This window comes from Streptococcus infantarius subsp. infantarius ATCC BAA-102, from assembly GCF_000154985.1.
GTDB lineage: Bacteria > Bacillota > Bacilli > Lactobacillales > Streptococcaceae > Streptococcus > Streptococcus infantarius.
Map to the genome: position 1 here is coordinate 35,641 of NZ_DS572687.1, position 19,666 is coordinate 55,306.

A 19,666-nucleotide genomic window follows, 5' to 3' on the forward strand; every position below is an offset into this window, starting at 1 on the left:
GAAATTAATCAAAAGGTTAGTCATCAACAAAACGTCCAATAATATGAACATTTTCAGCAACCGAAACAAAGGCCTTAGGATCTGTTTTCCTCATCAAATATCTGAAATCATTGTACTCTTCACGAGTAATAATAGCTAGCAGAACTGCTTTCTTTTCATGATTGTAAGTTCCCTCAGCATTATTTATCTGTGTCGCTCCACGATGAAGTTTAGTGTGAATCATAGCGATAACTTTTTCTGGGCAGCTGGTTACAATCATTGCCTGCATTTTCTTTTGTTTTGTGAAAATCGCATTCGTCACACGACTTGAGACGAAAATAGTCACCATTGAGTAAAGGGCATACTGCCAACCAAATAGGATGCCCGCAAAAATCATGATGACGCCATTTACCACAAGGGAAATACTTCCGACATCACGTCCCGTTTTTTTACGAATGGTCAAGCTGACAATGTCAGTACCACCACTAGAAATACGTGATTTCAAACTAAATCCAACCCCAGTACCCATAACCAAACCACCAAAAATAGCATTGACAAGTGGATCCGCTGTTAGCGTAATCTCTGGAACAATTTGGATGAAGAATGAACTCATAGAAACTGTAATCAGAGTAAAAACGGTAAATTTATGACCAATTTTATACCAAGCCAAGATTAATAGCGGCAAATTAATGGCATAAAAAACGATAGAAATCGGTAATCTAAAACCAATCAAACGCTCGCTAATCGCTGACAAAACCTGTGCCAAACCAGTTGCGCCACTTGAATAGACATGTCCTGGTTGGAAGAAGAAGTTTACCGCGATAGCTGAAAGCAAACCATAAAAAAGAGAAGCGGAAATTTTTTCCGCGTACTTCTCTCTTGAAATGCTTTGCATCGTTTTTAAAAGGCCATATTTCTTAGCCCAACGGCTAACGATATACTTTGTTTTCTTTTTTAAAGATGCTTTTTTAATCATTAGTTATTAGTTTTAGTTGCTAAGGCCAATTCTTCTAATTGTTTGTCTGAAACAAGGCTAGGTGCTTGTGTCATTGGGTCAGTTGCTTTGTTATTTTTAGGGAAGGCAATAACTTCACGAATGTTGTCTTCACCAGCAAGAAGCATAACGAAACGGTCAAGACCGATAGCAAGTCCACCGTGTGGTGGGAATCCGTAATTCATAGCTTCTAGCAAGAAACCAAATTGGTCAGCTGCTTCTTCAGCTGTAAAGCCAAGAGCTTTGAACATACGTTCTTGCAATTCACGTTGGTTGATACGTAGGCTACCACCACCGAGTTCATAACCGTTAAGAACGATATCGTATGCAACAGCACGAACTTTAGCAAGGTCACCTTCTAATTCGTGAGCTGATTCTTCAGTCGGCAATGTGAATGGGTGGTGAGCAGACATGTAACGCCCTTCTTCTTCAGACCACTCAAACATTGGCCAATCAACAACCCAAAGGAAGTTGAATTTAGAGTTGTCAACCATATCAAGTTCTTTAGCGATACGTGTACGAAGTGCACCAAGTGTGTTGTTAGCTACTTCAAGTGTATCAGCAACGAAAAGTACCAAATCATTGTCTTCAAGTTGTAAACTTGCTGTCAACTTATCTTCAATACTTGTCAAGAATTTGGCAACAGGTCCGTTAAGAGAACCATCAGTAAATTTAACCCAAGCAAGACCTTTGGCACCAAATTGTTTCGCGAATTCTGTTAATTTATCAATGTTCTTACGTGAATATTTGTCTGCGTTACCTTTAACAACGATAGCTTTTACAACTGGAGCTTGTGAGAAGACTTTGAAGTCAACATCCTTGACAACTTCTGTCAAGTCTTGTAAAAGCATTTCGAAACGAGTATCAGGTTTATCTGAACCGTAGTTGTTCATTGCATCATCATAAGACATACGTGGGAATGGCAATGTAACGTCGATTCCTTTAGTATCTTTCATGACTTTAGCAATCATTCCTTCAGTGATATCTTGGATATCTTTATCTGACAAGAATGAAGTTTCCATATCGACCTGTGTAAATTCAGGTTGACGGTCACCACGCAAGTCTTCATCACGGAAACATTTAACGATTTGATAGTAGCGGTCGAAACCAGCGTTCATCAACAATTGTTTTGTGATTTGTGGACTTTGTGGCAAAGCGTAGAAATGACCTTGGTTCACACGGCTTGGTACCAAGTAGTCACGCGCACCTTCTGGAGTAGATTTTGTCAACATTGGTGTTTCAACATCAATAAACTCTAAACCATCCAAGTAGTTACGGATTGAGTGAGTAACTTTTGCACGTAATTTGAAGTTATTAAGCATTTTTGGACGACGAAGATCCAAGTAACGGTAACGAAGACGGTTATCATCACTAACTTCCACATCATCTTTGATTTCAAATGGTGTTGTTTTAGCGGTGTTCAAAACTATCAATGCTGATACTTTCAATTCAACAGCACCAGTTGGCAAGTTAGTGTTTTCTTGTTCACGTTGTGCAACGACACCAGTTACTTCGATAACAAATTCGTTACGAAGGCTTTCTGCAGTTGCCATAACATCACTTGAAACTTTCTCTGGGTTGATGACTAATTGCATGATACCTTCGCGGTCACGAAGATCGATGAAAATAAGTCCACCGAGGTCACGACGACGTCCGACCCAACCTTTTAGAGTAATTTCTTGGCCAATATGTTCGCTGCGAACACGACCAGCATACATTGTACGTTTCATTTGATATGATTCTCCGTTTTAAATTTATTCATTCCCATCTATTATAGCAAAAAGCAAAGAAAAACCCCACCCATGTGGGGGAGTTTTTCAAATTCTTTTCTCATTAAGCCTTTTCATTAACAAAGAGCTCATAACTTTTTGCAAAGATTGCTTTCTTAGCTTAATTTAGCAAGGATTTCTGCAAAGTTTGTTTCGATATCTGCAAAGCTGACTGAAACTTCTTCACGTGTTTTATTATTTTTAACAGTGACTTGACCTGCTTCAATTTCGCTTTCACCTAATGTGATGACTGTTTTAGCATTGAAAGCGTCAGCTGATTTGAATTGTGCTTTAATCTTGCGTCCAAGGTAATCACGTTCAGCTGAGAAGCCTTGGTTACGGATAGCTTGTACCAATTCCAAAGCTTTAATGTTAGCACCTTGTCCCAAGACAGCGATGTAGGCGTCCATTTCTTTTTCAACTGGTAATTCAATACCTTGTTTGTCCAAGATAAGAAGCAAACGTTCAAGACCAAGTCCAAAACCAAATCCAGGTGTTTCTGGTCCGTCAAAGTATTCAACAAGGCTATCGTAGCGACCACCTGCACAGATTGTCAACTCAGATTTATCAACAGTTGTGATGAATTCAAAGATAGTGTGGTTGTAGTAGTCAAGTCCACGAACCATATTAGTATCAATTACATATGGGATGTTAAGTGTTTCAAGCATTTCACGCACGGCATCAAAGTGAGCTTGACTTTCTTCATCAAGGTAATCAAGGATTGATGGTGCATTTTCAACAGCTACTTTATCTTCTTTTTCTTTTGAGTCAAGAACACGAAGTGGGTTTTCATCCAAACGACGTTGGCTATCTGCTGACAATTTGTCACGCATAGGTGTCAAATAATCAATCAAAGCTTGACGGTAAGCAGCACGGCTAGCAGCACTTCCTAGAGTGTTCAAGTGAAGTGTCACATCTTTAATACCCAATGTTTGGAACAATTGGTAAGCCATAGCGATTGTTTCAACGTCTGTAGCTGGATTTGCTGAACCAAAGCACTCAACACCGACTTGGTGGAATTCACGTAAACGACCAGCTTGTGGACGTTCGTAACGGAACATTGAGCCAATGTAGTACATTTTAACTGGTTTTTGAACTTCTGGTGCAAATAATTTATTTTCCACAAAAGAACGAACCACTGGCGCTGTTCCTTCTGGACGCAAAGTGATATGGCGGTCACCTTTATCATGGAAATCATACATTTCTTTTGTTACGATATCAGTTGTATCACCGACTGAACGACTGATAACTTCATAATGTTCGAACATTGGTGTACGAATTTCACTGTAGTTATATTTTTTGAAGGTTTCACGTGCAACAGCTTCGATATATTGCCATTTAGCGCTTTCGCTAGGTAAAATATCTTGTGTTCCTTTAGGTTTTTGTAATTTCATAAATAAGATATACCGGCACCAAATTTTTGCAAATTCAGCCCATTAATTCCTTTCTACTATTGTAGCTATTCAATCACTCTTTATTTTATCATAAAAAGGGCAGCTAAAGAAGAAGGGACTATTTATTTTTCGTATTTTATTAAATCCAAACTCGCCTGAAAACGTTAAATTGCCAACTTTTTCAATTTTTTTGTCAAGTAACTTTACTTTACAAAAAAGATATGTTATTATGTTAAAGTTGATTCAAAATCAAGAACAAATTAAAAATATTATCGGAGGAAATAAAACATGGCAGTACCTGCACGTCACACTTCAAAAGCGAAGAAAAACAAACGTCGTACACACTACAAATTGACTGCTCCATCAGTTAAATTTGACGAAACTACTGGAGATTACTCACGTTCTCACCGTGTATCACTTAAAGGATACTACAAAGGACGTAAAATCGCTAAGGCAGCTAAATAATAGAAGGGAGATACCATGCGCGTAAATATTACACTTGAACACAAAGAATCTGGTGAACGCTTGTACCTTACTTCAAAAAACAAACGTAACACTCCAGACCGTCTTCAATTGAAAAAATACTCACCAAAATTGCGTAAACACGTAATCTTTACTGAAGTTAAATAAATAGGTCATTACACGTCAGTTGACGTTTAAAACCTTGATTTTATGCGATTATTGATTTTTTTAATTTCAGTATATTGCATTAAAAATCAACCAAATGACTACATTTTTTGTGAAATAAAATTAGAAATTTGAATATTCAAAAACACCCTAGCAATAATGCTAGGGTGTTTTTTATTTGAAAGATACAGCATATAAAGTAATTTAGTACTTTTTTCAACCTTCACTAATCTAATAGAATATGTCTTAGTGGATCCGCATAATCTAATAACTTTTGATAAGTAGGTAGTTGAGAATCATCAAAACTTCTAATAATTCAAAACCACTTGAAGAAAACAAATACAACAAAAAGTGATTGTCATATTCAGTTAATAGATATGCCTCAAAATCTGTGCCAAACAATTCCCTATATTCTGCTAATGTTCCAAACCAATACTGCAAATTCTTGTTAATTATCTTTAACATTTTATCAAATGCTATTGCTTCATCAGTATAAAAACGAAATGGGAAAAATAATAATAAATTCTTTTGGGTTTCCATCGTTTTTAATGTATTAAGGATATCATAGTCATGGATATCTTCAGAACTTATATTTTCTTCTTCGTTACGTATCAAAAGTAAATCATTTAATTTCTTATCTTTAAATAAATTATGAAGCCAAGTCATTTTCTGACTTTCTCTCGTTCTTGCATTACCATAACCAATACCCATTATAGTTTTTTTAATTGAATTACTTGTTAATCTCAACGCTTTACAACAAGATGGTGAAACTAATAACTTAAAATCTATACTATACTCAATAGAGATGGCATCACATTCTCCATTACTTTCCTTGACTGGCTTTTGATATAAATTATACTTCGATTTCCCTTGAAAATATTTAGAACGATTAAGAAACTCCAATAAAAACAACTAGTAATTGGAATCTTCTTCATTCTTAACAAAATTGTTCAACACAACCGCTGCTTGAATTGTTTCAACTCCCCATTTAGCATCATCCACTACACTAATAACCTCATTCTCTAAATTTTATCTTACTTATTATTTTATCACTAATGTAACTGCTTTTAATAGATTTATAAAAAGATAGACGAAACCCTTTATATCAGCTTTTGAAACGTTAGAAATTCAAAAAATCTATCATAGGAAAATTCGCTATCTTTTTTCAATTGAAATTCATATAATTAAAGTGGCAAGATTTAAATCTTGTAATTTTATTTTTTTAGTTAAAATTGATGCGCATCAAATGAACAGATTGAAACAAAATACAGTTATATGCAAAAACAGCTGTATCTAAAAAGTTTTTATCACTTGTTTGGTGCGCTTTTTGTGCTGCTTTCGTTTCTTTCTGTTCTTTGAACAAGAACAGGACAAAAATGACATATACAAAATTAATAGCATCAATTTACTGTAAAATTTTAGGTAAAACAATTAAAAATAAGTTAAAAGAAGCGAATATTTTGCAAAATCAGATTTGTTACACTGATACTGATGAAGAGACTGTATTGCTTTCTGAAACATCGGTTTGTCAAATTTTAAATGGTAATCGAAACATAACTTACAATGCTGCTCTTGCTTTTCAAGAAACGCTTAATTATCGCACACCAAAGATTCTTTTTTATACAAGATGATTCTTTTAAAATTAAGTTGCTAATTCAATTAGTGACACTTATTTTAATAGACTCTAACTTTAATAACACGTTTTTACGACAAAATTTAAGTCAAAAAATCGACGGATTTTCTGAAAAAAATATTCAAAATTTTATTCAATCTCACAAAAAAATATTTCTCACTTCTCTTTCAAATTTTTTCCCTGATTTTTTAGAAGAAGAAACTTCTTACGAAGTTGCTGAAAAAATAGCTGATTGATTTTCTGAGTTTGCTTGCTTAATATCACAACTGTGAAATTCATTGAAATATAATATCTTTAGTAGTCTTGACAGTCATATTCCATCTCCAATTCTTGATAGATATAATATCTCAAAACTTCTTGAAGAAGTAATTTGGTTTCATACATTTCATTAATATCTGTAATTAATTCTGAATATTTTTCTTTTGAATCTCCGTGAGTAAAATAATTACGTGTATCAACTAATTTTTTTATTAGTAGTTCTTTATCTCTATCTGAAAAAATTTTATCTTGATTAACTTCATCTATTGAATCAAATAAATTTTTCAAACGTTCAGCAAGCCTTGGCTCCTTTTTTTTAGTTTTTAGCCTACCTCTAAATTTTTTTCCAAATTCTTCTAAAATATGTGTATTTATAAAATCAATCAAAGATTGTCTAGCCATTTCTTCATCATCAGATAAACATTGTGGAATTTCAAAGTTTTTAAAATTCCTAGAGTAAACTTCTAAATTCCTAATAGTATCAACTAGTTGATCTTCCAAGTATAAATTACCATGAAGATTCTTTGAAAATTGTCTTACTATAAATTCAAGTTCCTCGGATTTATCAAACCATTGATTTAAAATTTGTTCAAAATTACCTCCTAATTTCCTCAAAGAAATATCTTGCTGAGAATTTATTTTCCATTTTTTTAACTTTCTGTCATGCTGCACAAAGAATTTTCCTGTTATAAGCGGTAACCGTTTATCTTCTACCATTTTGTAATGAACAAGAAATCCAATATTAGTAAAAGATAATGGTATATTTGATAAAATCTCAATAAAATCTTTAAATTTACGCGAAGCTTGGTAATATTCATCAAAACATCTTCTATCTGAATCAGCTGAGGTAAGTTTGATAAAATAGTCACTTCTAAAAAATTTAGTTGTAAATGAAGAATGTAAAGTCGCTGTATCTTCAAAATTCATTTTCAAGGATTCTATTAACACATTTGTTGATTGATATTCATCTACTGCACTTTCAAAAACAGTTTTGTTTTCACTAGATTTGATAGTCACCAATGATTTATCAATCCATTCCTCAATATGTTCGAAACTAAATTTATACATATCGATTTCTTCACGATTCAATTTATTAAGCAAATCTTTGAAAGCTTTCGAACTACCATCAAAATTTTCAAGTTCTTGATAAAAGACTTTATAAATTTTAAAATTCTTCACCCTATATTTAGTTATAGGAAATCCTGGATATGATAAGTTGGACATTGGTTCACCATAAGTATTTAAAATTAAAACTTCACCATTATTTGAAAATCCATATATTTTTTCCAAATACTTACTAAAACCGAATGGGTTTCCCTCTTCTTCAAACTCACCAAATAATTCTAGTACAATTTCTCTTGGCGAATAATGTAAAATACCACTTAAGTTATTCTTGTTTGCAATATCATCAGGAGATTCTGAAAAATAACCTTTTATTTTAAACTCCTTATCCCAACTATAATCTTTAAATTTCATATTATCCTTTCTAATAGCTTTTCAGAACTCTTTCATGACACTACTTTTTACATTAGTAATCACTATAAAATATACATTTCAACAAATACTATTTTTAAACATCAGTACTGATATTATACTCCAATTATCAAATTTCTATCAATGGAACTTCCTTATGTGTAGCTAACTCATATCACAATTATGAAAATAGACTGTCAGAAATTCTGACAGTCTATTTTGTCAAAACCAGATAAACTAAAAGTATTCTTAGCTAAGACAAGAAAATTTACGAGGTAAAAATTATGAAAACAAATAACCGAAAAATTGGATATTCTTCTAATACCGCCAATAATTATATTGACAACAAGCAAGCAATCTATTTCTTAAGTACTGAACTTGAACAACAAATTAGATTTGAAAATGGACAACCAACCCGCGAAATCATCGCCTACAAATCTTGGTTTTCTCAAAAGGGACTACCGCCATTTCAAGTGAAATTTGAATCTGAAGTGGTGCTTCCAGCTTATATGGCAATGGTAGAGTTTGATAAATTGGAAGCCTGTGAAGTGGGCTATAATGTCTATTTCCGTGCAAGTGGTATCAAGGAGATAAAATAATGGCCAGCAAGGAGATATCCCAGTATCTGCTCCAAAGTCTCGATATGGGACTTGGAGCTCTCATGCAGGGGGAAACAAGTTATACAAACAGTTTTGATATTAAAATTATGTCTAATGGCTTTCTGTTTATTCCTCGCTTACCAGCAGGCTATATCATTGATGATGACCTTTATCAGAAAATTTTTCTAATCGCTAATGCTGCTCTTTATCCACGTTATACCCTATTAAAGCAAAATTCAGCCTATTTTATGGCGCTTGATACAGATGATATTCACGTTCAGCGTGGTCTCTTCTTTCCGTGGAAAAAAGGAGTTTCCGAACGTCTTATCATCTCAGATTTAGAGGAATTTTCAAAAAAGCAAGAAAAAGATATCCTTCCAATTATGAAAAATCTCACTCTAAAATTTAACAAATTGACATCTCTAGCTATTGCTGGCAATAGTGGCTCTGGGAAATTATATGCGCTTACTTCTTTTCTGAGTTTATAGATGCCTAGTTTATCTTCATAAGTTAATTTCATACAAAAAGCACCCCAATCGTTAGATTTTGTGTCTAACTTTTGGGGTACGGTTCAATTTTCAAGCGTTTTTTCTTTTTGCCAAATAAGATATATTGCACGGTATTTCAATTCAAACTCTATCTTTTTCTTAATTGATTTCTGTTCATACTGAGCCAAGTCAACTTAATCATGATTAAATAATAGTAATTATATCTTATCTAATACTTTTCCTGTAATTAATATACTCGGTTAATGTCATAATTGACAAATTTCCAGATTTATCTTCAACAATATACAAATCATTTAGACCTTCATTGCTATTGTTATCGAGAATACATTTTGCTTCGATAATTTTTTCTATGGACTCTTGTAGTCCATAGTTAGGAATATCGCATGGCACTTCTAGATATATTGTTCCTTTATCGGTATTAGATTTAATGGTCAGTTTAACAGGTTTTTCATTTTGTTTAGCATCAAGTATCACTACGTTCTTTTTTTATTTTAGAAATAATCTTAATAATATCTTTCAAAATATCTACACATAGAGCTATTTTAAGTTCATTTAAAAAGTCATTATTAACCAATATCTCAATAAAAGAATAAAACGAAGCTTGAATCTGATCATCCCTAAGGAAAGCAACTTCAATATCATTACTTTTTAATCGTTCTTAAATTTCTAACTGTTCGTCAACTGTAAAAAGATCTGGAGCTTTAATTAGTATTCCCTTTGTCATAAATACCCTTCCTTAGATTAATTAAATAGAACTAATGTCTAATTATCAATATTAATACTCTATTCTTTCATGCCTGAAAACACTTCGATATGGTTCCCTAGTATTTTTATATCTACTGGAAGATTATCCGACTTATCTCCATCAACATCTGACTCTAACTTAACCTCTGAAGAAATCCTAATATTACGCGCTTTGATATATTCGATATTATCGTTACCTACTAGATCCCCTTTTAACAAATCTGGGATAGTCGATAGTTTAGAAATGATAGTTGCATCTTTTAAAATCAAGATATTTCCATATCCATCTGTATTTTCATCAAATAGTTTTTTGTCTGCATAGTAATTAGATAGAAGAACTAAGACCTGACTAGCTTCACCTTCATAATTGCCATTTTCGCTTTCAATACGAACATTAAATACATCGTCTTCCACAACGGACTTCATCGTATTGATTGCATATGCAAAGATACCGTACTTTGTTTTATCTTCAATATTAACGTTATGAATAGCTTCTGGTAAAGATCCAACACTAAAAATATAGCCAAAATAATTTTGATTAGCTTTTCCAATATCAATGGTTTTAGTAAAATTGAAATCAAGTTCTTCTATCGCTTGATCAATACTTTGGTTGATCTCTAAAAGCTTTGTGATTAGATTACCAGTTCCACCAGGAATAATACCAAGTTTTGGAATGTGATTTTTTTCAGCAATCCCTGAAATAACCTCATTTACAGTACCGTCCCCACCAAAAACAATTACTGCATCATATTTTTCTTGAGAGGCCCTTTCAGCAAATTGAGTTGCATCTTTGGCTTTTTGCGTAATCTTAGTTTCAACATAATCAAAATACTTTTTAGCCTTATTCTCCAGGCTCTCTTTATAATCTAATGCTGTTTCTCCTCCAGAAGTTGGATTAATAATTATCATTACTTTTTTCATTGATATTTTCTCCTATGGACTACTAGTGACAATACTTTTCAACGATTTCTTATGCTTATCAAATTAATATCTCACATTACTTGTTGTTATTTGAGGATTCTTTATACTTATCCTTTTCTATTTGTTGAAGATCATCATCATTTTTATATTGAATGATGTAGTCGACTAATTCTTTTTCAGTTAATCTATCATTTGTTAATTGTGAAACCTGAATCGAGATATTTTTCAAACCATATTCATTTTGTTTGTTAATGATACTTTGTAACTCAGATTCTGAAAGATACTTACCTGAAATGGTTAGCTTTAGTGTATTGTTTTCTTTACTATATTTCTTTTTCAAAATAGTATGGTTTTCAAATTGATCAGATAGATAATTATTGATAGACTCATTGATTAGTGTATCTCTAACTAAGGTAGTTGCAGAAGCCAAACTTGGAATAATAAGAACAAGCGAGACTAAAATTAATATTTTTCGCATTTTAGAGGCTTCACGATTATGTTTAAAATAAGGATTTTTAACCATCATCACATTAGTGCCGATATATGTAGCAATCATAATAAAACTGCAGTTAATGGAGAACAAATATGACGCCCCTATCATATACTCAAGATTTCCTGTGGCAATAGAATACCCCACGGTACAAACGGGTGGCATAAGAGCAGTTGCAATGGCGACACCAGGAACAATGTTATTAGCTTCTTTCTTTCGTGCTCCAATAATGCCGGCTAATCCACCGACGAATGCGATTACAACGTCCCAAATTGTGGGCGAAGTTCTAGCAATAATTTCCGTACTTGCGTAAGAAATGGGCGAAAGTAAAAAATAAAGTGTAGAGGCTAAAAGGCTTACTGCAACTTGAATAAAAAGAACTTTAAACGATTTTTTGAGAAGTTCTGTATCTAATATTGCTAACGCAAAACCTACTCCAAGGATAGGTGTCATCAATGGAGAAATCAACATTGCCCCTATGATTGTTGGAATAGAATTCATATTCAAACCAATAGATGCAATCAACATCGCACACAATAAAGTGGTTAAGTCACTTTTTGATAATTCTAAATCCTCATAGATTTTTTCCCTAAATTCAATTAAAGAATGAAGTTTATCATCCTTCAAAATTTTTTCCATAACAGTACTCCCTCTTTGTTAGTATAGTCACTTTTTAAGAAGTTAATCGGTATCATTTGATCTCTTTTGTAAGGAAAGGATTTCCTGAAGAAATAACTTTTTAGCTTCATCCTCTGATGATGTTTCTAAATCGTCAATCATTATTTTTGCAACTTCTTTACGAGAGCTTGTTCCATATTCTTCTTTCAATTCATAATCAATTCTCTCCTCAAAATTGGTATAAGGATAATGACCAAGTAGTGCATTGATACGTTGATCAAATTCATAATTAATCCACCACTTCTCAAACAATTCTTTGAAAGCTTGCAAATCTGGTTCAGAATCCCATAGGGGTAATGCATCCATAAAACCAATTTTATATCCATTAACTTATGAGCATAAACCAACGCCTCATCCTTATTAATTTTGGCCAATTCCTAACGCATTTCAAGCAAATCTTTGTCTGCAAAGAGTCGTTCAAAACCCTCAAGCTGTTTACTAAATTCGTCTAATTTAGTGTAATCCTGACGATTCAATGTTTCTCTAATATCCATAATTATCTGCTTTTTGAATTTTAAACTCCTACTGAAAATAACACAGTATCCTGTGTATGATTTAGGCTTTTCATTGGATGATACTTCATAAAGAAAAAGTATGTAATTGTTTATATATTTCAATTATACATTTTATTTCCACTTTCGTCACTCTCGCTTCTTAGGGAGTTTTTTTAACGTTTTAATTAACTAAAAATCTTATGGATATACCAACATAATCAAATGTTTTATTGATGAATCATTTAATTATCAGAATGGTCTGATAATAATAACTATATATTTAGAGTATTTACAAAACTGTTCAAAAAACTACAAGAATCATAACATAAAATACTTATAAATCTATGCAATCATTTGCAAAAGCGATTGATGCTTTTTATTCTATTTTTTTTTGTAAACGAAAACATTTTAATTGACTTATCATTTTGGTTGACTTATACTGTTGTCAACAGGTATATCTAACATTAATCTTATGATTGTTAAGATTAATATAAAAATGTTTTAGCTAAAATATAACTCTTTAGATTATTTGATTTTCCAAATAATCTAACTTTCCACAATTTAGAAAGGGGAAGACATTATGCTTTGGGCTATTATCGTAGGAGGACTTATCGGTCTTATTGCAGGTGGAATCACTAAAAAGGGAGATTCCATGGGAATAATCGCTAATATTATTGCAGGTTTAGTCGGTTCATCTGTTGGACAATCACTTTTCGGTGCATGGGGACCTAGTCTAGCTGGAATGGCATTAATTCCATCAATCTTAGGAGCGGTTATTGTTGTTTCAGTAGTATCATTTTTCCTAGGGAGAAAAGATTGAACTTGAACCTTTCTTGACAGGAATAGATTAAAATTCAAATTCTATTGATGAAAGGATTCAATATGTCAAAAAACAAAAAAATATTTTACCTTATTTTATGTATTATAATCTTGACAATTTTGATTCCTATTTTACTAGATTATCTTAAATTCAGTGGCTTAGGACTTCATTTAGTTGGTTGGAATAAAAATTCCTTTTTAGAATTTTATCTTTCAAGATATATTTTCTGGGGTGCTCTAGTACTTTCAGCTGTAGTGTTGTTTCTAATGCTTGTTACACTCTTTTATCCTAAACAATATTTAGAGATTCAGTTACCTGATGTCGATGGGAACCTAAAATTAAAAAATTCAGCTATTGAAGGATTTGTACGTTGTGTGGTTGCTAATCACAATTTTATAAAGGATCCTACTATTAAGGTAGACTGTCGTAAGAATAAATGTTTAGTTCACGTAGAAGGACAAATGCTTCCATCAGACAACATTATTAAACGAACTCAAATAATTAAAGATGAGATAGCTGATGGATTGAAACAGTTTTTTGGAATGAATCATCGTGTAAAACTGTATATTTCTGTAAAAGAATACAAGCCTAAACCACCACGTAAAAAAACTGTTAGTCGTGTAAAGTAAGGAAGTAAAAAAATGGAATGGTTTAAAAAATACCAATATCTATTTCTTTCCGGATTGGCGGGTGCTATCTTAGCGTGCTTCATCCTATCCTATGGTTTTTTTAAGACTTTATTTGTCTTGATTTGCGCCACTCTAGGAGTTGGAATTGGATATTATATTCAACAAAAACAATTATTTAAATAGTAAAGGTGATTTATATGTCAAATGTAGAACAAAAAGTAAAAGAAGTAAAAGAAGTAAAAGGCGAATTGACCTATGAAGATAAAGTCATTCAAAAAATTATTGGTCTTTCTTTAGAAAATGTTCCAGGTTTACTGGATATTGATGGCGGCTTTTTCTCAAAACTAACTGGAAAACTTATCAATACTGATAACGTTGCAAGCGGAGTCAATGTGGAAGTCGGTAAAAAGCAAGTTGCTGTTGATTTGAACGTAATTGTCGAATATCAAAAGAATATTCCTGAATTATACAAGAAAATCAAAGAGATTGTTGTTTCAGAAATTTCTAATATGACTAATTTGGAAGTAGTTGAAGTTAATGTAGATGTTGTTGATATCAAGACTAAAGAGCAACATGAAGCAGACTCAGTAAGCCTGCAAGATCGAGCAACTGGAGTTGTTGAATCAACAAGTAAATTTACTTCCGATAAGTTTGAAAGCGCAAAAGAGGGATTGAGTGATGGCTTCTCAGCTGCAAAGGAAAAAGTTAGTGAAGGTGTTGGAACTGTCTCTGAAGCGACAGCTAAAGCAGAACCAAGAGTTCACTAAATTCTTTTATGCCTAAAAAAGTTTAAAAACGTTCATTTTCAATAATCTAATTTCCCAATGGAGGATAACACTATGTCAGTAGAAGAAAAATTTAATCAAGCTAAAGGTACTATTAAAGAAGGTATCGGAAAAGTAACTGATGATAAAAAAACTGAAAAAGAAGGAGCTGCTGAAAAAGTAGTTTCAAAAGTTAAAGAAGTTGCCGAAGATACCAAAGAGGCTGTTGAAGGGGGTATTGAAGGCGTTAAAAATATGGTTAAAAAAGACGATAAATAATTCTAAAATCGATTGATTTTTCACTTAAAACATGGAAATTACTCTACAAGAAATTTAAGGTTGTTTTACTCCTAACTACTCACTTTTAAAACAACACCAAAAACTATGACAAATCCCTAACATTACATTATTACTCAGGTGAAAAATCAGCTTTCTTTAGTTTAATTTGATATGTACTGACCCCCAAAAGTTGGACACTTAATTATGATAAGGATTTAGTTCTGTATTGCACAGGACTGAGTCCTTTTAATTTTGCCTTGATACGTTTATTATTTTAATAAAAAATATAATCTGTAATGGCTTGTTCCAGCTTGTCAAGCGACTTAAGAGTCTTTTCATAACCGTAAAACATCTCAGATTTTAAGATGCCAAAGAAAGACTCTATTATCCCATTATCTGGGCTATTCTCTTTCCTAGACATAGACGGACGGATTCCCTTGGATGCCAAAAAATCATGATAAGACTCATGTTGATATTGCCACCATTGATCGCTGTGAAGAATAGTCCATCTGTAAGAGTCAGCTGGAAAGGCTTTTTTAAGCATGGTTTGGACCTGTTTTAAATCAGGTGAGCGTGATAAGGTAAAGTCAATAATCTCACTATTGTAGTCATCAAGAATAGGAGATAAGTAGAGCTTCTCCTTAATGTTTGGTAGAGCGAATTCAGTGAAATCTGTATAACATTTCTCATAAGGCTTAGTCTCTTCAAACTGAAGTTGAATTAGTTTATCAGCTCTTTCCCCAATCTCTCCCTTGTAAGACGAGTATTTACGCTTACAACGAGTACGAGTAGCGAGTCCCATGACTGTCATTAACCGTTGAACCTTCTTATGATTGATAACAAATCCACGATTTCTTAGTTCTAAATGAATACGACGGTAACCATAGTTACCCTTATAGTCAACGTAAATGGTTTGAATCATCTCTTTGACTTTCTCATCTTTATTAGCTCTATTAAACCGTTTCAACTGATAATAGTTGGTAGAGCGAGCTAGCTTAGCGGTTTTCAGTAAGAGGTCTAATCGAAATCCTCCTGAGACCAGTTCTCTAACTGTCTCCGCCTTTTGCGCTGTAAGGCCTCGTCCCTCAAGCATAATTCTCTCAACTTTTTTAGATAAGCATTCTCCGTTCTAAAACGTTCATTCTCTTCAAAAACACGTTCTAGTTCAGTTATCTCTTCCCATTTTTCTTGGGTTTACGTCCCATCTTACTTGGTCTCCCTCTTGTTTTCTCAACAATAGTATACCTGTTTTTCTTGTATTGTGCTATCCAATTTGTGAGTATAGACACTGGTGGGGAAGAGCATAATCAAGCGATACAGTGAGCTGAGATTGGCCTTCAATAAGAACTTTATTAATGATTTCCTGCTCTAAGTCTGGAGAATAATAGTTATTTTTACCTTTTCTAACCACTTCAACGCCATGTCTCTCCATAAGCCGTACCATGTATTTAAGATTGGAGAGACACACACCGTACTTTCGACTAATATAAGACTAGAAAAGGCTGTCCTGTCTTAACTGATATATTTCGAGTTTATCTTCATAACTTAATTTCATACAAAAACACCCCAATTGTTAGATTTTTTTCTGTCTAACTTTTGGGGTGCAGGTCACAATGCGATACCTTTTATTTTATTAAAATAAAAATGTTAACAAAGCTAAAATAGCTAGGCCACCTTGCTTAAGTATGATTTTTTTATCAGCCGTCAAGCTACCATAAATTGCTGACAAAATAACGTTCAAAAGAAAAATAACCACAATACTAATATTTTCTGTAAAGATACCGTAAAGTAAAAATACCGCAATCAAGCCATTGTAAACACCTTGATTTTTAAATAAAATACTTACAGACTCACGTTTTAACTCTTCTTGCGGTAGTCCAAAAACACGCGCTGTCGCAGGTGATTGTGTTGCAACTGTTTCTAAATACATAATATAAAAATGTTCCAAAGCAACCAATAATGACAAAATAATAGTAATAAGTGACATCGTTTTCTCAATCTAAATAGCAAATTAATTATTTACATCGCTGTAAATATATTGTAAAAAAAGGCTGTCTTAATCAGCATTCTCTAGTTAACTCTTTAAGTGTATAAAAGTTTCCTTCGTTTTTCAAATAATCTGATTGTAAAAACTGAGAACATCGTTTACAGCAAAAAAAGATTGAAGAAATTGTCCAAAATGAACGTTTTCCTCAATCTAGTAATCTTAATTTCCTGTTTTTGGTTGTCTGTAAATGATAAGTCCAAATATCATGAAAGCAACAAGGAATGCTGAAAGAACACCGACTTGTGTACCAATTGAACCTGTCATCGAAATGGTTTGACGTAAACCTGTTACAATGTAAGTCATTGGCATATATGGGTGAACAACTTGGAAGAACTTAGGACTAAGCTCGATTGGATATGAACCACCTGCAGAACCGACTTGAAGTAATAACATAACAAGCGAAAGGAATGAACCGTAACGATTATCCCAACCAACTAGAGCCGTTACAAGAGCCATTAATGTCCAACCACCTAAGATGATAAGGAAGATTGTTCTCCATTCATAGTTGGCCTCAAATCCAAGGAATTGAATAGCACCATACAATACTAATGAACCAACAGTTGAAATCAATCCATTAATAAAGAGTTTTTGTTTGGCCCATTCAAAACGATTTTTCACTGGGCGTCCTGACAATGAGCTGGCAAAGATAACGTTCGTTGAAAGGGCAACTACCATAAGTGATACCGCAATCATGTAAGGTGCCATACCAATACCATTTACTTTCACGTTATCATTGTCTGTTTCTTTTGTTGATACAGGATTGGAAACCAACTTGGCGTTCTTATTTGTTACAGAAACAAGTGATAATTGCTTACTTGCATCTGTAAGTGAAGAGGACAATGTTGAAAGACCGCTTGTCAAGGTTGTCAAGCCACTTGTCAATGTGCCACTGCCAGCAGCTAACTGACTTGAACCAGAAGCTAATGCTTCTGCACCAGATTGCAATTGAGAAGCACCACTTGTTAGCTGAGTATTATTAGCAACCAATTGGTTAGCACCAGAAGCGATTTGCGAGACAGCGTTTGTATAGGTTGTTGCCCCTGTCAACAATTCATTTGCACCACTACTTAATTTTGTGTTAAGCGTTGAGACTCCTGAAGCGATTTGACTACTTCCAGGAACAAGTTGTGTAGTGGTAACTGTATTAACCTTAGTTAAACCAGCAGATAATTTTGTTAAAGCTGCAACAGATCCAGGTAAAGCAATATTTGATTGGCTTGCAATTTGTGAAACTCCCGCCTGCAATTCGGTTACCTTACTTGATAAAGGTGATAACGCTGTTAAAGAAGCCTTCATTGTTTGAACATCTGTTAAAATTTGCTGTGCTTGTTGACTAACACTGTTTCCTGAAGTATTTAATGCATTAACCAGTTCAGCCTGCTGACTTGCATCTAAACTTTGGTAAGCAGCTGTTGCTTGAATAGCAGCTAATCTGTCTGAACTATCCTTTTCTTCTGCCTTCAAAATTCCCTGAGCTTGTGAAGCAATATCACTTAAAACAGTCGAAATTTGTGTGATACCAACATTAGTAGAAATCTCAGAAACTGAAGCATTTAATTGTTGAATTCCAGCATTTAATTGAGGTAAACCTGAAATTAATGACTGAATATTTGCAGATTCTTCTGCTGAAAGTGTTGTAGAGGTTGCCAGTTGCTGTAAACCATCTGTTAAACTATTAGCCCCATCAACTAGTCGTTGTACTTGTGTAGAACTTTCTTTTAGCTGAGCGATACCACTGATAAGAGCCACTGAGTTACTATTTAATTCATTTGCACCACTCGCCAAAGTGGATACTCCATTTGTATAAGTTGTCAAGCCGCTTGAAAGTGTTGCTGTTCCGTCTGCTAAAGTTTGGCTGCCTGATGCTGCTGTGTTGAGATTATCTGTAATGGTTTGACTACCAGATTCAAGCTGTTGGCTTCCCGAGAGCAATTCATTGCCACCGTCACTTGCTTCTTGTAAACCATCTTGTAAACTAGACATGCTCTTGAATACAGCTTTTGTATAAGTTTCTGTGATATTTTCAGAAACAGTATCTTTAAGCTTGGTCATCGCAGATTCGCTCATTTTAGAAGCGACAAAGCTACGTCCAGCTGTTGTTTGATACTTAATGTTTAATTTCTTCGGATTATCCGTTAATAAGCTAGAGGCTTTCTCTGACAAATCTTCTGGTAATGTGATAACCATGTAGTAATCGCCATCCTTTAAACCTTTATCAGCTTTTTTCTGGCTGACAAAGTGATAATCAAGGGCTTTATTTTTAGACATACTGTCTACCATGTCATCACCGATTGTCAATGTTTTATCATTTAGCGTTGCTGACTTATCCTCGTTAACAACTGCCACTGGCAAATTCTCTACATTCCCATAAGGGTCCCACATAGAGCCTAAGAATGACAAGTTATAAAGAGCTGGAATAAGCGCAACCCCAATCATTGTTACCCAAAGTTTGGGACTTTTAATAAGTGCTTTTAATTCTTCTAACATATTTTCTCCTAATTTAGACACACTGTTCAAAAATTATGATAAAATATATTATACAAGGATATGAAATAATTTCAAGAC

21 protein-coding genes and 2 pseudogenes are annotated in these 19,666 nt (G+C 33.5%); 11 read left to right on the plus strand and 12 right to left on the minus strand.

Going from position 1 to position 19,666, the window contains the following annotated elements; translation table 11 throughout:
- Nucleotides 1-16: 16 nt before the first annotated feature.
- The 3 genes from STRINF_RS02450 to hisS all read right to left on the minus strand — a co-directional run bounded on the left by STRINF_RS02450 (nucleotide 17) and on the right by hisS (nucleotide 4,136).
- Complete coding sequence (locus STRINF_RS02450) at nucleotides 17-955, minus strand: YitT family protein (RefSeq protein WP_006531429.1); 939 nt, start codon at nucleotides 953-955, stop codon at nucleotides 17-19.
- Entirely contained in the window at nucleotides 955-2,703 is a 1,749-nt protein-coding gene (aspS, locus tag STRINF_RS02455; protein WP_006531430.1) for an aspartate--tRNA ligase, read from the minus strand. The genes STRINF_RS02450 and aspS overlap by 1 nt, the downstream gene beginning before the upstream one ends.
- A gap of 155 nt (nucleotides 2,704-2,858) precedes the next feature.
- Nucleotides 2,859-4,136: a histidine--tRNA ligase gene (gene hisS, locus STRINF_RS02460; RefSeq protein WP_006531431.1), complete on the minus strand. Its 1,278-nt coding sequence runs from the start codon at nucleotides 4,134-4,136 to the stop codon at nucleotides 2,859-2,861.
- A 288-nt stretch (nucleotides 4,137-4,424) separates the two neighbouring features.
- Here hisS and rpmF point away from each other — a divergent pair, with 288 nt between their 5' ends.
- Together rpmF and rpmG are read left to right on the plus strand one after the other, a co-directional pair.
- The gene (gene rpmF, locus STRINF_RS02465) at nucleotides 4,425-4,601 is read left to right on the plus strand and encodes a 50S ribosomal protein L32 (RefSeq protein WP_003066947.1); all 177 of its coding nucleotides are present in this window, start codon (nucleotides 4,425-4,427) and stop codon (nucleotides 4,599-4,601) included.
- Between the two features lie 15 nt (nucleotides 4,602-4,616).
- Complete coding sequence (gene rpmG, locus STRINF_RS02470) at nucleotides 4,617-4,766, plus strand: 50S ribosomal protein L33 (protein WP_002262412.1); 150 nt, start codon at nucleotides 4,617-4,619, stop codon at nucleotides 4,764-4,766.
- 261 nt (nucleotides 4,767-5,027) lie between these two features.
- Here rpmG and STRINF_RS02475 read toward each other — a convergent pair whose 3' ends face one another.
- On the minus strand, nucleotides 5,028-5,666 hold the full coding sequence (locus STRINF_RS02475) for a hypothetical protein (protein ID WP_223903596.1): 639 nt from the start codon (nucleotides 5,664-5,666) through the stop codon (nucleotides 5,028-5,030).
- Nucleotides 5,667-6,139: 473 nt separating this feature from the next.
- Here STRINF_RS02475 and STRINF_RS10435 point away from each other — a divergent pair, with 473 nt between their 5' ends.
- On the plus strand, nucleotides 6,140-6,394 hold the full coding sequence (locus STRINF_RS10435; RefSeq protein WP_006531435.1) for a hypothetical protein: 255 nt from the start codon (nucleotides 6,140-6,142) through the stop codon (nucleotides 6,392-6,394).
- Nucleotides 6,395-6,425: 31 nt separating this feature from the next.
- The gene (locus STRINF_RS10440; protein ID WP_223903597.1) at nucleotides 6,426-6,632 is read left to right on the plus strand and encodes a hypothetical protein; all 207 of its coding nucleotides are present in this window, start codon (nucleotides 6,426-6,428) and stop codon (nucleotides 6,630-6,632) included.
- Nucleotides 6,633-6,690: 58 nt separating this feature from the next.
- Here STRINF_RS10440 and STRINF_RS02485 read toward each other — a convergent pair whose 3' ends face one another.
- Nucleotides 6,691-8,130, minus strand: coding sequence for a HEPN domain-containing protein (locus STRINF_RS02485; protein ID WP_006531437.1), 1,440 nt, complete (start codon nucleotides 8,128-8,130; stop codon nucleotides 6,691-6,693).
- Between the two features lie 281 nt (nucleotides 8,131-8,411).
- Between STRINF_RS02485 and STRINF_RS02490 the strand changes: the two genes are divergently transcribed.
- Both STRINF_RS02490 and STRINF_RS02495 read left to right on the plus strand, forming a co-directional pair.
- The gene (locus STRINF_RS02490) at nucleotides 8,412-8,726 is read left to right on the plus strand and encodes a hypothetical protein (RefSeq protein ID WP_006531438.1); all 315 of its coding nucleotides are present in this window, start codon (nucleotides 8,412-8,414) and stop codon (nucleotides 8,724-8,726) included.
- Nucleotides 8,726-9,211: pseudogene (locus STRINF_RS02495) on the plus strand (cell division protein FtsK); the annotation flags it as partial. The gene STRINF_RS02490 and the pseudogene STRINF_RS02495, both read left to right, overlap by 1 nt.
- Before the next feature lie 228 nt (nucleotides 9,212-9,439).
- On the opposite strand, the gene STRINF_RS02500 reads toward STRINF_RS02495, so the two are convergent.
- The 4 genes from STRINF_RS02500 to STRINF_RS02515 form a co-directional block, all read right to left on the minus strand.
- Nucleotides 9,440-9,709, minus strand: a complete 270-nt coding sequence (locus STRINF_RS02500; protein ID WP_006531440.1) for a hypothetical protein — start codon at nucleotides 9,707-9,709, stop codon at nucleotides 9,440-9,442.
- A 309-nt stretch (nucleotides 9,710-10,018) separates the two neighbouring features.
- Nucleotides 10,019-10,900, minus strand: a complete 882-nt coding sequence (locus tag STRINF_RS02505) for a diacylglycerol/lipid kinase family protein (protein ID WP_006531441.1) — start codon at nucleotides 10,898-10,900, stop codon at nucleotides 10,019-10,021.
- A gap of 76 nt (nucleotides 10,901-10,976) precedes the next feature.
- Nucleotides 10,977-12,029 (minus strand): TIGR00341 family protein, encoded by a 1,053-nt coding sequence (locus tag STRINF_RS02510; protein WP_006531442.1) that lies wholly within the window; start codon nucleotides 12,027-12,029, stop codon nucleotides 10,977-10,979.
- Between the two features lie 42 nt (nucleotides 12,030-12,071).
- Entirely contained in the window at nucleotides 12,072-12,374 is a 303-nt protein-coding gene (locus STRINF_RS02515; protein ID WP_006531443.1) for a hypothetical protein, read from the minus strand.
- 768 nt (nucleotides 12,375-13,142) lie between these two features.
- Between STRINF_RS02515 and STRINF_RS02520 the strand changes: the two genes are divergently transcribed.
- From STRINF_RS02520 to STRINF_RS02540, 5 genes are all read left to right on the plus strand, one after another.
- Nucleotides 13,143-13,382, plus strand: a complete 240-nt coding sequence (locus STRINF_RS02520; RefSeq protein WP_006531445.1) for a GlsB/YeaQ/YmgE family stress response membrane protein — start codon at nucleotides 13,143-13,145, stop codon at nucleotides 13,380-13,382.
- Between the two features lie 62 nt (nucleotides 13,383-13,444).
- A complete protein-coding gene (amaP, locus tag STRINF_RS02525; protein ID WP_043878302.1) occupies nucleotides 13,445-14,011 on the plus strand; it encodes an alkaline shock response membrane anchor protein AmaP in 567 nt (188 codons plus the stop codon).
- A 12-nt stretch (nucleotides 14,012-14,023) separates the two neighbouring features.
- Nucleotides 14,024-14,194, plus strand: a complete 171-nt coding sequence (locus tag STRINF_RS09790; protein ID WP_006531447.1) for a DUF2273 domain-containing protein — start codon at nucleotides 14,024-14,026, stop codon at nucleotides 14,192-14,194.
- A 14-nt stretch (nucleotides 14,195-14,208) separates the two neighbouring features.
- On the plus strand, nucleotides 14,209-14,778 hold the full coding sequence (locus STRINF_RS02535; RefSeq protein WP_006531448.1) for an Asp23/Gls24 family envelope stress response protein: 570 nt from the start codon (nucleotides 14,209-14,211) through the stop codon (nucleotides 14,776-14,778).
- A gap of 72 nt (nucleotides 14,779-14,850) precedes the next feature.
- Entirely contained in the window at nucleotides 14,851-15,054 is a 204-nt protein-coding gene (locus tag STRINF_RS02540) for a CsbD family protein (RefSeq protein ID WP_043878299.1), read from the plus strand.
- Nucleotides 15,055-15,256: 202 nt separating this feature from the next.
- Here STRINF_RS02540 and STRINF_RS09795 read toward each other — a convergent pair.
- The 3 genes and pseudogenes from STRINF_RS09795 to STRINF_RS02555 form a co-directional block, all read right to left on the minus strand.
- Nucleotides 15,257-16,609 (minus strand): annotated as a pseudogene (locus STRINF_RS09795) (IS3 family transposase).
- A 78-nt stretch (nucleotides 16,610-16,687) separates the two neighbouring features.
- The gene (locus tag STRINF_RS02550) at nucleotides 16,688-17,041 is read right to left on the minus strand and encodes a DUF1304 domain-containing protein (protein WP_006531452.1); all 354 of its coding nucleotides are present in this window, start codon (nucleotides 17,039-17,041) and stop codon (nucleotides 16,688-16,690) included.
- 219 nt (nucleotides 17,042-17,260) lie between these two features.
- A complete protein-coding gene (locus STRINF_RS02555) occupies nucleotides 17,261-19,588 on the minus strand; it encodes a YhgE/Pip domain-containing protein (RefSeq protein WP_006531453.1) in 2,328 nt (775 codons plus the stop codon).
- Between the last annotated feature and the right edge of the window lie 78 nt (nucleotides 19,589-19,666).

Coding starts and splice junctions, on each gene's coding strand:
- STRINF_RS02450 (WP_006531429.1), bottom strand. CDS start 955: ATGATTAAAAAAGCATCTTTAAAAAAGAAAACAAAGTATATCGTTAGC.
- aspS (WP_006531430.1), bottom strand. CDS start 2,703: ATGAAACGTACAATGTATGCTGGTCGTGTTCGCAGCGAACATATTGGC.
- hisS (WP_006531431.1), bottom strand. CDS start 4,136: ATGAAATTACAAAAACCTAAAGGAACACAAGATATTTTACCTAGCGAA.
- rpmF (WP_003066947.1), top strand. CDS start 4,425: ATGGCAGTACCTGCACGTCACACTTCAAAAGCGAAGAAAAACAAACGT.
- rpmG (WP_002262412.1), top strand. CDS start 4,617: ATGCGCGTAAATATTACACTTGAACACAAAGAATCTGGTGAACGCTTG.
- STRINF_RS10435 (WP_006531435.1), top strand. CDS start 6,140: ATGACATATACAAAATTAATAGCATCAATTTACTGTAAAATTTTAGGT.
- STRINF_RS02485 (WP_006531437.1), bottom strand. CDS start 8,130: ATGAAATTTAAAGATTATAGTTGGGATAAGGAGTTTAAAATAAAAGGT.
- STRINF_RS02490 (WP_006531438.1), top strand. CDS start 8,412: ATGAAAACAAATAACCGAAAAATTGGATATTCTTCTAATACCGCCAAT.
- STRINF_RS02505 (WP_006531441.1), bottom strand. CDS start 10,900: ATGAAAAAAGTAATGATAATTATTAATCCAACTTCTGGAGGAGAAACA.
- STRINF_RS02510 (WP_006531442.1), bottom strand. CDS start 12,029: ATGGAAAAAATTTTGAAGGATGATAAACTTCATTCTTTAATTGAATTT.
- STRINF_RS02515 (WP_006531443.1), bottom strand. CDS start 12,374: ATGGATGCATTACCCCTATGGGATTCTGAACCAGATTTGCAAGCTTTC.
- STRINF_RS02520 (WP_006531445.1), top strand. CDS start 13,143: ATGCTTTGGGCTATTATCGTAGGAGGACTTATCGGTCTTATTGCAGGT.
- amaP (WP_043878302.1), top strand. CDS start 13,445: ATGTCAAAAAACAAAAAAATATTTTACCTTATTTTATGTATTATAATC.
- STRINF_RS09790 (WP_006531447.1), top strand. CDS start 14,024: ATGGAATGGTTTAAAAAATACCAATATCTATTTCTTTCCGGATTGGCG.
- STRINF_RS02535 (WP_006531448.1), top strand. CDS start 14,209: ATGTCAAATGTAGAACAAAAAGTAAAAGAAGTAAAAGAAGTAAAAGGC.
- STRINF_RS02540 (WP_043878299.1), top strand. CDS start 14,851: ATGTCAGTAGAAGAAAAATTTAATCAAGCTAAAGGTACTATTAAAGAA.
- STRINF_RS02550 (WP_006531452.1), bottom strand. CDS start 17,041: ATGTCACTTATTACTATTATTTTGTCATTATTGGTTGCTTTGGAACAT.
- STRINF_RS02555 (WP_006531453.1), bottom strand. CDS start 19,588: ATGTTAGAAGAATTAAAAGCACTTATTAAAAGTCCCAAACTTTGGGTA.